Genomic DNA, 13,155 nt, shown 5'->3' on the forward strand with positions numbered 1-13,155 from the left:
AGGGATATTGTTTACTCATCTCTACAAATCTATTTTGAGAAAGGGTTTTTTTATATTATGACAAAATATATCTTTGTTACAGGCGGCGTAGTTTCTTCGATTGGGAAGGGAATTGTTGCAGCATCTTTAGGACGTTTATTAAAAAATCGCGGCTTGAAAGTAACGATTCAAAAATTTGATCCGTATATCAATGTGGATCCAGGAACAATGAGTCCTTACCAACATGGAGAAGTTTTTGTCACAGATGATGGTGCCGAAACAGACTTGGATTTAGGTCACTATGAACGATTTATTGATATCAATCTAAATAAATATTCAAACGTGACAACAGGGAAAATTTATTCAGAAGTGCTGAGAAAAGAACGTAAAGGTGAATATTTGGGTGCTACTGTTCAAGTTATTCCACATATCACAAATGAAATCAAGGAAAAAATCATGAGAGCCGCAAGCATGACCGATGCAGATATCATTATTACTGAAGTGGGCGGAACAGTCGGTGACATTGAATCTTTACCATTCTTAGAAGCACTGCGCCAAATGAAGGCAGAAGTAGGCAGTGACAATGTCATGTATATCCATACAACATTGATTCCTTATCTAAAAGCTGCTGGTGAAATGAAAACTAAACCCACACAACACAGTGTAAAAGAACTACGTAGTTTAGGGATTCAACCAAATATTTTAGTCATTCGTACAGAATTACCAGTTTCACAAGGAACGAAAAATAAATTAGCGCAATTTTGTGATGTAGCACCAGAAGCTGTAATTGAGTCACGCGATGTAGAAACGCTTTATTCAATTCCTTTGGCCTTACAAGCTCAAAATATGGATCAGATTGTCTGTGATCACTTGAAACTAGATGTACCTGTTGCAGATATGACAGAGTGGCGTGCTTTAGAAGCAAAAGTATTAGGTTTGAAGAAAACAACTAGAATTGCCTTAGTTGGGAAATATGTAGAACTTCCAGATGCGTATCTTTCAGTCGTTGAAGCGTTGAAACATGCCGGTTTTGCATTTGATTCTGACATTGCGATCGACTGGATCGATTCACAAGAATTAACAGAAGCAAATGTTGCGGATGTTTTGAAAGAGGCTGATGGAATCTTAGTTCCAGGCGGATTTGGGGATCGCGGAGTAGAAGGGAAGATCGAAGCAATCCGTTTTGCTCGTGAAAACGATGTGCCGTTCTTAGGAATTTGTTTAGGGATGCAAATGGCTTGTGTCGAATTTGCCCGTAATGTTGTCAAACTAGAAGATGCTGGTTCAGCAGAAAACAATCCAGATGTTCTTAACAATATTATTGATTTGATGGCTGACCAAGAAAATGTTGAAAATCTAGGCGGAACGTTACGTTTAGGGTTATACCCATGTAAACTTAAAAAAGGAAGTGTAACAGCCGCTGCTTATGAAGGGCAAGAAGTGGTTCAAGAACGTCATCGTCATCGTTATGAGTTCAATAACAAATACCGTCAATTATTTGAAGAAAAAGGCTTAATTTTCTCAGGCGTTTCACCAGACAATCGTTTAGTTGAAATCGTCGAATTACCAGAGAAAAAATTCTTTGTAGCATGTCAATTCCATCCAGAATTGATTTCTAGACCGAATAGACCACAACATTTAATCAAAGGATTTGTTGAGGCTGCATTAAACAACCAATAAGCAAAAAGAGCTTGGGACATAACTTTTTAAGTTATGTCCCAAGCTCTTTTTCATTTAATTATCAACCAGGAGATGATCGTCGCCTGAATGAATTATTTTGTATAACGGGTGGTGCTGAGGATGATTGTGGTAGTTCACTGCTGGCCGGCTCTTCACTTGGCGTACTTGATGCTGGTGGTTCTGTTTGTGGTGTAGATGAAGCTGGCGGTTCACTAGATTGAGATGCTGGTGGTTCTGTTTGTGATGGAACAGTAGAACTGCTTGTAGTTGCAGGTTCAGAACTGATAGACGTTTTCCAAGAGGAAGACGTATCAGAACCTGTCGTACTTGAAGGCAATAGTTGCTCTTCATAAGCACCTTTAACATAGAGTTCACTACCAGAGCGAATCACGGTATCTGGCATAGTCCAATCATCATTAGCAACACCTTCTGATAGATAAGTCATCATTTCTCTGTAAACATCAGAAGCAGTGCCCCAGTATTCATAAGGAATAGGCGTTAAACGCTGTTTGTAGCCTGTCCAGACAGAAACTGCATAATGAGGCGTATAACCAACAAACGTGCTGTCAGGCGCAATGCTGGATGATTCAGAGGCACCAATGTTGGCAAGGTCTGCATCCGTATAATTAGCGGTTCCAGTTTTTCCGGCTTGGATCAATCCAGGTATGCCTGCATTGAAGGCTGTACCGCCAGAAATAACATCTTTCAGCATGTCTGTCATCATGTAAGCCGTGGAATCTTTCATCGCACGTTTGCTTTCTGTCTCAATGACATCTTCGGAGCCATCTTGATAGACGACTTTGTTGACGTAATGCGGTTTGTTGTAGACACCCATATTTGCAAAAGCAGCGTAGGCAGCGGCTAATTTTAAGGAAGAAACACCATATTTATTACCGCCTAAATCACTGGTATTACTAGAAATCGCATTAGCGGCAACTATCTCTTTAAACTCGATCCCTAAATCTTTTAAGAAGGCCGCTGATTTGTCACTACCAACAGCATCAAATGTTCGAATCGCTGTTGTATTACGAGAATACATAATTGCTTTACGCATTGTAAGAGCACCGTAATATTGCATATCAGCATTTGTAACAGGAATATTGGTTCCTTCATAGGTAGTCGGTTGATCCATCATGATTCGGCCAGTTGAATAGTTCAAGTTTTCAATAGCTGGCCCATAATCGGCGATCGGTTTCATTGTTGAACCGACATCACGGTCAGTTTCAATCGCTAGATTAGTCCCTAACTGAACATCATCTGGAATATTCCGACCTCCGATTTGAGCTTTGACTTGTCCGGTTTTTACATCAATCACGGTCGAAGCGACTTGGAAATCTTGATCAGGATACTCTACATATGTGTCACTGTTGATAATCTCATAAAGACGTTTTTGTGCATTCATGTCGAGATTCGTATGGATATCTAAACCATCTGTATAAACATTTTTGCCCATACTTTCAACTTCAGCAATGACTTCTCTAATATAGTTATCAACGATTTTTCGGTTTTCATTGGATTGTTTCAACGGTTGCAGACCATCGTCGATCGGTGTTGCTTTTGCATCATCGTATTCTTTTTGCGTGATTTTATCGTTTTCTTTCATAGTATATAAAACGACATCACGACGTTCTTTCGCAACGTCTGGTTTTACATATGGATCATAGTCATTTGGCGCTTGCGGCATACCGGCAAGCAAAGCAGTTTGTGGAAGATTAAGTTCAGCTAAAGGTTTTCCAAAATAGGATTGCGCAGCTGTCTCCATACCATATAAGCCGTTGGCCATGTAAACCTTGTTGATGTAATACGTTAAAATTTCTTCTTTTGATTTTTCTTTTTCTAATTCAATCGCAAGCCAAGCTTCTTGAGCTTTTCGTTTAAGGTTTTGATCCTTCTCTTTTGTAGAGAAGTAAGAAAGTTTGATCAATTGCTGTGTCAGCGTACTACCACCTTGTAAACCGCCTGTTTTAAAATTTGAAAAAGCAGAGCCAAGAATTCGAATCGGATCAACACCGCTATGCTTGTAAAAACGCTTATCTTCGACCGATACAACTGCGTCTTTCAACAATTGTGGAACATCAGTTGGTTTGATCATCTCACGTTTTTCCGCACCCAATTCTTCAAAAACTTCATTATTTGCATCATAGAGTTTTGAAGACACAGTGGCGCTTAGCTTATCATCCTCTAATTTAGGGGCGTCTTTTGCATATGACCAGAAAAGGCCTATCCCCGCTATCAGACCTAAGACACCAAGTAAAACCAATCCTAGAAATAGTTTTAAGAGAATTCGTTTCTTCTTAGGTTTTTTACCACCATTAGTAGGTGGTGTATTTTCAGTATTGTTCGTTCCAGAAGGATGTCCGTGCCTGGCTGCACGTGAGCCTATTTCATCAGTTGTCATTAATCGCAACTCCTTTGTTTGATTGAATATGTTGCCGGACTGCATCCAAGTATGGTACTTGAGGTGCAATGCCAATTTGGATTTCTATCCCATTTTTTTCAATAATAGATAAAGGCAACGATTTTTTTCCAGTACTTTCTTGTTCTGACCAATAGGTTACTAAATCTTCCCCGCTAAAAAAGAAACATCTATTCAATGAAGAAAACCACATTAGAACAAAGCAAATTCCTTTTTGCGCCAAACATTGCTGGATATGATCGATCTGGTGTTGGTGAAAGTTTTTTAAAGGGAAAGAAGTTTTATTCTTCGTTTCCTTCGCTTCAAAATCCAGATAATATCCATCATAGACACCATTATAATCGGTAGTGGAGGCTTGTCTAAAGTAAGCTTCCTTGATTACGGCAGCACTGCGGCTTGGATAATCAACTTTGACAATTTGAACGGGAGTAGGCTTTTTATGAATGACCGCAGTATTGCGCGATAAATAAAAAGCATTACTTTTATTGATTTTTTCTTCGAAATCCATCCCTCGTTTACCAAATTGAATTGATTTGCGTTTTTTTACTTGTTTTTTTGATTGTGGTGCTTCATGATTATTATAGGGAGTACCATTAGGATAATGAAAAGCCATTTCTATCACACTCCTAGCCAACATTATAACAAAAAATCTTTATGAAAGAAAAGGAATGTCTATGGAAAACGTAAAAACACTTTATGTGACTGGTTATAAAAGCTTTGAAATCGGGGCTTTTCAAGACAATGACCCTAAAATTATAGTTATTAAAAATCTATTAAAAAAAGAAATTATAGGCTATTTGGACACTGGATTAGAGTGGGTTTTGGTTTCTGGCAACCTTGGTACGGAGATTTGGGCAGCAGAAGTTGTGGCAGAATTGAAAAATGATTACCCAGAATTAAAATTAGGACTGATTTATCCATTTAAAGAATTTGGGAGTAACTGGAATGAAAAAAATCAGGCAAATTTAGTAAAAATTGAACTTTTAGCAGATTTTGTGGATTCTGTCAGTCATCAGCCTTATAAATCTCCAGCGCAATTAAAAATGCATACACGGTTTTTATTAGAACATTCCGGCGCTAGCTTGCTTGTTTATGATAAGGAATATCCTGGTAAGACAGAGTATTTTTTAAAGGATGCAGAACTTTTTTCTGAGAAATTTCCCTATGAAATCCGCCTAATAACAATGGATGATTTACAAAACTCGATGGAATCGTAAGAATCTGTTTGATTTTCTGACGATTTTCCGATACAATAATGCTGTTGAACTATGAACTTTTATCCTAATCAAAGAAAACTAATGAGGTGTAAGTATGGCAAATTTAGTATACAGTCCAAAAGATATTTTACAAAAAGAATTTAAAACAAAAATGCGCGGTTATGATCCAGTTGAAGTTGATGAATTTTTAGATAACGTGATCAAAGATTATGAAGCGTACAACAAAGAGCTTTTAACCTTGCAAGAAGAAAATAATCGCTTACTAGCTAAACTTGATCAAGCATCTAAAGTACAACAAGCGATGCCGACACGTAATGCACAAGAAATGCCGAAAAGTGCTGCTGTCACAAACTTTGATATTCTAAAACGTTTATCTAATTTAGAGCGTGAAGTATTTGGCAAAAAATTAGATGATACTCCTGCTTCAAATCCGATTTCAGGAATGAGCCATTCTAATCCATATGAAAGTAATTTGCATCATAACTCATATGAACGTGAAATTGATAACTCTGAAACACGTCAATTTTAATTTTTCTTAACAACTTTTTTGTAATTTTCGGGTGATCGCGGTTTGAATTTATTCAGGCTGAGGAAAGTCCATGCTCGCACAGACTGAGATGTCTGTAGTGTTCGTGCTTAGCGAAATCATAAGCTAAGGTACTTGATATAGTAAGATGGGTAAGTTTTCGAACAAGCTGATTGTACTATTTAGAGTAACGGCAGGAAAAATGACTAAGGTTTCGGCTATGTCAAAGTACCCTTGAAAGTGCCACAGTGACGAAGCAATTTTGGAAACGAAATTGGTGGAACGCGGTAAACCCCTCGAGCGAGCAACCCAAACAATGGTAGGGGCGCTCTTCTAAAGGAAATGAACGAGTAGAAGAGGCAGAATTATTTCTGCAGATAGATGATGACCGTCGTATGTCTTTCCCTGAGAGGCATTCGATACAGAACATGGCTTACAGAAAATTACAATTATTCAGGATGACCTTCCAACTCTGTTGTGAAGGCTTTTTTTAAAGTAAGAAATCATTTCAGATAGATAATCAAGTCGTTCTTAAATAAGAACAAGGGGAGATATGATGACAAAAGAAAAAACATTCAAGCTTGTTGCAACTGCAGCGAGTGGTTTAGAAGCATTAGTAGGAAAAGAACTTCGTGATTTAGGGATTCCTTGTGAAGTCGAAAATGGAAAAGCCCTATTTGAAGGGACAATGGAAACGATTGCTACAGCTAACTTATGGTTACGTACGGCGGATCGAATCAAGATTATTGTTGGTGAATTCGATGCGTTTAGTTTTGATGAGTTATTTGAAAAAGTCAAAGCTTTACCTTGGGAAGATTATTTGCCAATGGATGCTGAATTTCCTGTGGCTGGTAAATCAATCAAATCTAAATTATATAGTACACCTGACTGCCAATCGATTACTAAAAAAGCAATCGTAAATCGTTTAAGAGAAGTTTATCATCGTCCAGCAACTGTGCCTTTAGCAGAAACGGGCGCATTTTTCCAACTAGAGGTAGCTCTTTTGAAAGATCATGTGACAGTTACTATCGATACAACAGGTCCTAGTTTATTTAAACGAGGCTACCGAATTGAAAAGGGTGGAGCTCCTTTGAAAGAGAACATGGCTGCGGCTTTAGTGATGCTGACAAACTGGCGTAAAGACCGTCCATTCTTTGATCCAGTTTGTGGATCGGGCACGATTTGTATTGAAGCCGCTTTGATCGGTCATAACATTGCACCTGGGTTTAATCGTGAGTTTGTTTGCGAAACGTGGGATTGGTTTGATGCAGCAATTTTTGAAAAGGTTCGGAAAGAAGCAGATGAACAAGCTGATTATGACATCGAATTAGATATTATGGGGTCAGACATCAATGGAAAAATGATTGAAATTGCAAAAGCCAATGCTGAAGAAATTGGGTTAGGCGATTCCATTACCTTCAAGCAACTAGCCTTACATGATTTTACAACAGAAAAAGAGTACGGCGTAATGGTTGCCAATCCGCCTTATGGTGAACGTTTAGGGGAAGAAGAATCTGTTCGGAAACTATATAAAGAGATGGGAGAAGTTTTCCGTCCGCTTAAAACATGGAGTAAATATATTTTGACGAGTGATTTAACCTTTGAACAATATTACGGAGCAAGAGCGACCAAGAAGAGAAAACTGTATAACGGTGCTTTACGAACTGATTTATTCCAATATTGGGGTGAAAGACCTCCAAGAAAACCAAGAGAAGAGTAGGTGAACGGGTATGAAAGAACAAGAATTTTTAAATGAAATCAAAGAGATCCAATTATTAACTGAAGCGATCGGTTTATTAGAATGGGATAGCCAAACTGGAATGCCAGAAGCAAGTAGTGATTTCCGTGGAGAAACTGTTGGCTATATCTCCGGAATGGCCTTTGAGCGTAGTGTGGGACCAAAAGTCCAAGAAGCATTAGCTTATTTTGAGGACCATTCTGAAGAATTATCAGAAGTCGGCTTAGCTGTGTACAATAAAGTCAAAGAAGATTATGAACTGAATCATAGTATTCCCGCAGAACGGATGCAAGCGTATAACACCGCTTTGACTAATGCTCATGCCGCTTGGCTAAAAGCGCGGAAAGCAAAAGATTTTGCTGAAATGAAAAATGAAATTCAAACAATCGTTGATTTCCTAAAGGAATTTATCCCTTATTGGAAAAAAGATGAAGCCACAAACTATGATGTTTTACTAAATCAATATGAGCCAGGTTTGACTGTTGAAAAATTAGATCAAATTTTTGCTCAAGTAAAAGCTGGAATCATGGAAATTAGAACTACCGTTGCTGAAAAAGGAACTGTTCCACGTACTGATTTCTTATCTAGACAAGTAACGAAAGCGCAACAAAGAAGATTTGTATCAGGTGTTGCAGAGCAGTTGGGCTATGATTTTTCACGTGGACGCTTGGATGATACGGTACATCCGTTTATGTTGGCGTTAAATCGCAAAGATGCACGAATTACGACTCGTTGGGATGAAACTGACTTTACAATGGCAACTTTTGGTGTGATTCATGAAGCTGGTCATGGTATTTATGAGCAAAGCATTGACTCGAAGTATGATTACACACCGCTAGCTACAGGAGCTTCTATGGGAATCCATGAGTCTCAATCGTTATTTAATGAGATTATTATTGGGAGTAATAAGCAATTTTGGCAAAAACAATTTCCATTTTTCAAAGAGTGCACAGAAGGTACCTTTGATGATATTGATTTCGAGACTTTCTACGATTCGTTGAAAGAGACGAAAGCGAGTTTGGTTCGAATCGAGGCAGATAGTCTAACCTATCCTCTGCATATTATTATTCGTTATGAAATTGAAAAGATGATTTTTAATGAGGATGTTTCTGTGGCTGATTTACCACAAATTTGGAATGATAAGTATGAGGAATATCTTGGCATTCGCCCGGAAAATGATTTAGAAGGTATTGTCCAGGATGTTCATTGGTCTGGCGGTAGCTTTGGCTATTTCCCTTCGTATGCTTTAGGTTATATGTATGCAGCGCAACTTCGTCATGCTATGGGACAAGAGATCGATGTAGATACTATTTTAGCTAGTGATGATTATTCAGTGATCAAGAACTGGTTAACAGAGCATATCCATCAATATGGTGCATCAAGAAAACCTAATCAACTGATAATGGATGCAACAGGTGAAGCACTTAATCCGCAATATTTGATCGACTATATGAAATCAATTTATTACGACGTTTATAAAATTACAGAATGATTCAAAGGAACAGAAATGAGGGAGCAGTTATGTTATCAATCAATGAATATCTAAAAGCCGGCGAAACGACTGTCTCCAACTTAGTGATTGAGAATTACCAAAAGATTGGCTTGGCTGATGAAGAGTTTCTATTTTGGCTACAATTGTTTCATTCTCAAGCAAAAGGCGATTTATTTCCAGATCTAGCTGAGATCAGTCAAATCATGGGAAAGCCGATCGATGTTATTTATAAGCTATTAAATCAGCTCGTTTCACGTGGTTTTTTAATTATTCAAACAAAGCAAAATGAGCAAGGGCAAATGATGGATACGTATGATTTGCTGCCAATTTTTGAGAAAATTTCATTGTTAAAACAAAATCAAACGGTAAAACAGCAAGAACGTTCCTCAGAAGAAACCATCAAACAATTATATCAAGGGTTTGAAAAAGAATTTGGCCGCCAGTTATCGCCAATCGAACTTGAAATGATTGGTCAATGGCTAGAAACAGATCATTACCAACCTGAACTGATTCGATTAGCACTAAGAGAGGCTGTATTGAATCAAGCATACAGCTTAAAGTATATCGATCGTATTTTACTTGCTTGGGAACGTAAAAATATTACAACAAAAGAGCAAGTCGCTGAAGATCAAAAGCGTAGAAAACAGGCGCTGATTCAAAAAGAAATCGAGCAACAAGGCGCTGCAAATGAGCCAATTCCGAAAGTTACTCTCCACAATTGGCTTAATCCAGAAGATAGTGAGTAGGAGGTAGGTAAATGCTGTCCAAAGAAAAAACAATGGAAGCTATTGAAATTATGTATGACATGTTTCCGGACGCAGCCTGTGAACTAACACATAAAAGTCCATTTCAGCTATTGATTGCAGTTATTTTAAGTGCTCAAGCAACTGATGTATCTGTAAATAAGGCAACACCTGCGTTATTTGCAGCTTACCCAACACCTGTTGCGTTAGCACAAGCTCCAGTAGAGGACATTATTCAAAAAATCAAAACGATTGGGTTGTATCGTAATAAAGCAAAAAATATCAAGGCGTGTGCTACACAACTATTGGACCAATTTGACGGGAAAGTACCTGAAACTCGTGAAGAGCTTGTTACCTTGCCTGGTGTTGGGCGTAAGACGGCTAATGTGGTAATGGGGGATGCTTTTGGTGAACCTGCTATCGCAGTTGATACACATGTTGAGCGAGTATCAAAACGTTTACGTATCTGCAAATTAGACGCTAATGTCATGGAAGTTGAACAAACATTGATGCGAAAAATACCGAAGGAACTATGGGTCAAAACCCATCATACGATGATTTTTTTCGGTCGTTATCATTGTCTGGCACGAAATCCAAAATGTGATATTTGCCCACTTCTTTATATGTGCCAAGAAGGCAAGACGCGGATGAGCGCGAAATAAAAAATAAAAGAGTACCGTAAACATTGTTATGTTTTCACGGTACTCTTTTATTTTAGCCAATCCCAATTACAAAGTGGAAGAGTTTATCTGAGTAGGTAAGCTCATCTAAATCCGTTTTGATTGTTTCATTGAGTAGCTTTAATTCATCTGTGACAATACCATCTACACCATAAAACATCATCCGAGTCATCGTATCTTCGTCATTGACCGTCCAAGCATAAACGCTCTTTCCATCATTATGAGCTGCATTAATAAAATTGCGATTTAAAGTGGTATATTCCATCGTAAAGAAATCAACATTTGAGATTGGCGGGCCTACAATATTGAAGGGAAGAATATAGCCCACGTAGAAATCTGGTTCTTGTTCCTTCAGTTCTGTTGCAGTATTAAAGGTCAACGTATGCAGGATATGTTTTTCTGACAAAATAGTTTTGCGATATTTTTGCGTAAAGCGTTTGACTAGATCGGAACTATCTTGCGGTGTTGTTTTAATTTCAATCAACAGTTTTTGGTTTAATTCTTTTGCTTTTTCAAGATAATCATCAAAGGAGCAAACAGCTGCTTCCATCCCATTTTCTTTTGCCGTTAGTTTAGTCAATTCGGTCAAGGTTAATTGATTTGGTCTTTTGTCGACGCCTGTTAGTTTTTTTAAGTTGAAATCATGCATGACAACAAACTGTTTATCTTTGGTTTCTTGGATATCCATCTCAACATAAGTTGGTTTTTCTAAGCTCGTTTTTTCAAGGGCCGGCAAGGTATTTTGAACACCGTTGGCAGCATCTACACCTCGATGTGAGATTGTCAAAGGTTCAGTGACTGAAGGGTTGCTCAAGTAATTCGTATTGTATGTTCCAACACCAATTCCAAATAAAGCAGCGGTGAAAGCAAATAGGCCAATTTTAAAAAACGACCATTCTTTTCTTACTTGTTTTGGTTGATCGAAAAACCATTGTGGTAATTCTGGTAGAAACCCCTCGTCATCCATATAATCGATCGTGATATAAAATATTCCAACAGTTGTAAAGATAATATTAAGGAGTAAAAAAATTTGTAAAAGAGTCATCGCAACAACGGCGCTAACTAAAGCGTAACTTGGCAAAGCAGTTTCGATGATGGCTTGCACAGTTAGGATCAGTGTATAACTAAGTACAAATACAATAATAATACTGCCGCCAATCACAATAAACTGACCTAAAATTCTAAAGAAATGATGTTTCGTTGAGCGCCAACTTTCTCTGACCGCTTGTCGAAACGGAACATCACGTAAAATCATTTCTGGCAGTGCAAAAATCAAACGAATCGAAAGATAAAAGAAGATCAAGTAACCTAAAACGACTAAGGCAATAATCGTTACGCGGTTAGCAAAGATGAAGTCCATTATAAAGGCTGGAATTTTGATTTTTGCCAATAGATCTGAATTAAAGCCTAAACCGCTTAGTGGTAGAACTAAGAAAAAATAAAATAGGAAAAATAAAAGGGTGCTAAATCGAATCTTTTTAAGTTGAAGCAATGTTCCTTTAAGTAAATTTGTTAAAGAAATCGGTTCTTTTTTCTTGATAAAGAAAATACTTAAAAGTAAAAACGTAAATTCAAAAAAGACAGCTACTACGATCATCAATAAGACGATCAGCAATGCGACGAGAACCCCAGGATGTTTTGAAAAAATAATTGGAATCGTATCATAAGATAGATAGTCTATTTTTCCTTGCTTTAAAATAAATCGGGTCGAACTAGCCAAAAGAGGGAGCAGTATAAAGATCATAAAGCCATGCATCAACAAAACATCGCGGAAATATGCGGATGTACCAGCAAAAAAGTCTAGCATATTTTTAAAACTATTTTTTAAATATTTCATTATTTATCCACCCTTACAAAATAAAAGAGGATAGGATACAAATGCATCCGATCCTACTAGATTCTATTATATATTTTAATGCTCTAAAAGCCTAGTAAACCGTTTAAGAATGTACCACCATAAATCAATGCCAAGCTGTATAAGAAAATTGAAACAGGTTTTGCTAAAATAATGATCAAAGTGAATTTCTTCAATGACATTTTAGTTAAACCAGCCATTAAGCAAAGGGCATCATCTGGTGCGATAGGGAGGAAAATCGCCAGTGCGAAAAGTCTTTCAAAACGTTTTTCGTTATCCAGCCAACCGATATATTTATTATAGGTTTTATCACTGACTAAACTTAAAATAAAAGGTTTGCCGTATTGTCGTCCCAATAAGAAAATAATCACAGACCCAATTGCGATTCCTACGTAATTATAGATAAATCCAGCAAATGGACCAAAAATCAATACACCAGCGGCACAACTAATACCACCTGGTATAATTGGAATCACCACTTGAATGATCTGAATCAACATGAACAAGATCGGACCTAAGATCACCGAGTCACCAACTAATCCTCTCAATGCGTCGACGTCTTTAAACACACCTAATCGTATAAAGTAAATCGTCACAGCAATCGTTGCAATAATTCCTACGATTGAAATGCAATTAATAATTTTTCTTGAAAGCGCGATGCTCATGTCTATCATCTCCTTAAAGTAACTACATCTAGTATAAAAGTCTTCTTATTATTTTACCATTGTTATTTATTATTTTAGACGAACAAAGTTGTAAGAAACAACTTGATAGGAACATTATACAAAGAACAACAGCTAAAAACATCCTACTTTAGCCCTAAAAGAAA

At 37.5% G+C, this 13,155-nt stretch carries 10 protein-coding genes, 1 other RNA gene and 1 pseudogene; 8 read left to right on the forward strand and 4 right to left on the reverse strand.

Features of this window, described 5'->3' with window-relative positions; genetic code table 11:
• Positions 1-57 precede the first annotated feature (57 nt).
• On the forward strand, positions 58-1,659 hold the full coding sequence (locus tag A5866_RS01805) for a CTP synthase (protein ID WP_086445525.1): 1,602 nt from the start codon (positions 58-60) through the stop codon (positions 1,657-1,659).
• 61 nt (positions 1,660-1,720) lie between these two features.
• Here A5866_RS01805 and A5866_RS01810 read toward each other — a convergent pair whose 3' ends face one another.
• Both A5866_RS01810 and recU read right to left on the reverse strand, forming a co-directional pair.
• On the reverse strand, positions 1,721-4,057 hold the full coding sequence (locus A5866_RS01810; RefSeq protein WP_086444544.1) for a PBP1A family penicillin-binding protein: 2,337 nt from the start codon (positions 4,055-4,057) through the stop codon (positions 1,721-1,723).
• On the reverse strand, positions 4,047-4,688 hold the full coding sequence (gene recU, locus A5866_RS01815) for a Holliday junction resolvase RecU (protein WP_086444543.1): 642 nt from the start codon (positions 4,686-4,688) through the stop codon (positions 4,047-4,049). Before recU ends, A5866_RS01810 begins: the two co-directional genes overlap by 11 nt.
• 61 nt (positions 4,689-4,749) lie before the next feature.
• Between recU and A5866_RS01820 the strand changes: the two genes are divergently transcribed.
• From A5866_RS01820 to nth, 7 genes are all read left to right on the forward strand, one after another.
• The gene (locus A5866_RS01820; protein ID WP_086444542.1) at positions 4,750-5,292 is read left to right on the forward strand and encodes a DUF1273 domain-containing protein; all 543 of its coding nucleotides are present in this window, start codon (positions 4,750-4,752) and stop codon (positions 5,290-5,292) included.
• Positions 5,293-5,386: 94 nt separating this feature from the next.
• The gene (gene gpsB / locus A5866_RS01825) at positions 5,387-5,821 is read left to right on the forward strand and encodes a cell division regulator GpsB (RefSeq protein ID WP_086281882.1); all 435 of its coding nucleotides are present in this window, start codon (positions 5,387-5,389) and stop codon (positions 5,819-5,821) included.
• A 23-nt stretch (positions 5,822-5,844) separates the two neighbouring features.
• Positions 5,845-6,259, forward strand: an RNA gene (gene rnpB, locus A5866_RS01830) — RNase P RNA component class B.
• A gap of 115 nt (positions 6,260-6,374) precedes the next feature.
• Positions 6,375-7,538, forward strand: coding sequence for a THUMP domain-containing class I SAM-dependent RNA methyltransferase (locus tag A5866_RS01835; RefSeq protein ID WP_086281881.1), 1,164 nt, complete (start codon positions 6,375-6,377; stop codon positions 7,536-7,538).
• A gap of 10 nt (positions 7,539-7,548) precedes the next feature.
• Positions 7,549-9,048: a carboxypeptidase M32 gene (locus tag A5866_RS01840; RefSeq protein ID WP_086444541.1), complete on the forward strand. Its 1,500-nt coding sequence runs from the start codon at positions 7,549-7,551 to the stop codon at positions 9,046-9,048.
• Between the two features lie 29 nt (positions 9,049-9,077).
• Positions 9,078-9,794, forward strand: a complete 717-nt coding sequence (locus A5866_RS01845) for a DnaD domain protein (protein WP_086444540.1) — start codon at positions 9,078-9,080, stop codon at positions 9,792-9,794.
• Between the two features lie 11 nt (positions 9,795-9,805).
• Positions 9,806-10,453, forward strand: a complete 648-nt coding sequence (nth, locus tag A5866_RS01850; RefSeq protein WP_086444539.1) for an endonuclease III — start codon at positions 9,806-9,808, stop codon at positions 10,451-10,453.
• Positions 10,454-10,505: 52 nt separating this feature from the next.
• On the opposite strand, the gene A5866_RS01855 is transcribed toward nth, so the two are convergent.
• Together A5866_RS01855 and A5866_RS01860 are read right to left on the reverse strand one after the other, a co-directional pair.
• Positions 10,506-12,308, reverse strand: coding sequence for a glycerophosphoryl diester phosphodiesterase membrane domain-containing protein (locus A5866_RS01855; protein WP_086444538.1), 1,803 nt, complete (start codon positions 12,306-12,308; stop codon positions 10,506-10,508).
• An 83-nt stretch (positions 12,309-12,391) separates the two neighbouring features.
• Positions 12,392-12,781, reverse strand: a pseudogene (locus A5866_RS01860) (TVP38/TMEM64 family protein); the annotation flags it as partial.
• Positions 12,782-13,155: the final 374 nt, after the last annotated feature.

This window comes from Enterococcus sp. 12C11_DIV0727, from assembly GCF_002148425.2.
GTDB classification, from domain to species: Bacteria; Bacillota; Bacilli; order Lactobacillales; family Enterococcaceae; genus Enterococcus_L; species Enterococcus_L lemimoniae.

Coding starts and splice junctions, on each gene's coding strand:
- A5866_RS01805 (WP_086445525.1), top strand. CDS start 58: ATGACAAAATATATCTTTGTTACAGGCGGCGTAGTTTCTTCGATTGGG.
- A5866_RS01810 (WP_086444544.1), bottom strand. CDS start 4,057: ATGACAACTGATGAAATAGGCTCACGTGCAGCCAGGCACGGACATCCT.
- recU (WP_086444543.1), bottom strand. CDS start 4,688: ATGGCTTTTCATTATCCTAATGGTACTCCCTATAATAATCATGAAGCA.
- A5866_RS01820 (WP_086444542.1), top strand. CDS start 4,750: ATGGAAAACGTAAAAACACTTTATGTGACTGGTTATAAAAGCTTTGAA.
- gpsB (WP_086281882.1), top strand. CDS start 5,387: ATGGCAAATTTAGTATACAGTCCAAAAGATATTTTACAAAAAGAATTT.
- A5866_RS01835 (WP_086281881.1), top strand. CDS start 6,375: ATGACAAAAGAAAAAACATTCAAGCTTGTTGCAACTGCAGCGAGTGGT.
- A5866_RS01840 (WP_086444541.1), top strand. CDS start 7,549: ATGAAAGAACAAGAATTTTTAAATGAAATCAAAGAGATCCAATTATTA.
- A5866_RS01845 (WP_086444540.1), top strand. CDS start 9,078: ATGTTATCAATCAATGAATATCTAAAAGCCGGCGAAACGACTGTCTCC.
- nth (WP_086444539.1), top strand. CDS start 9,806: ATGCTGTCCAAAGAAAAAACAATGGAAGCTATTGAAATTATGTATGAC.
- A5866_RS01855 (WP_086444538.1), bottom strand. CDS start 12,308: ATGAAATATTTAAAAAATAGTTTTAAAAATATGCTAGACTTTTTTGCT.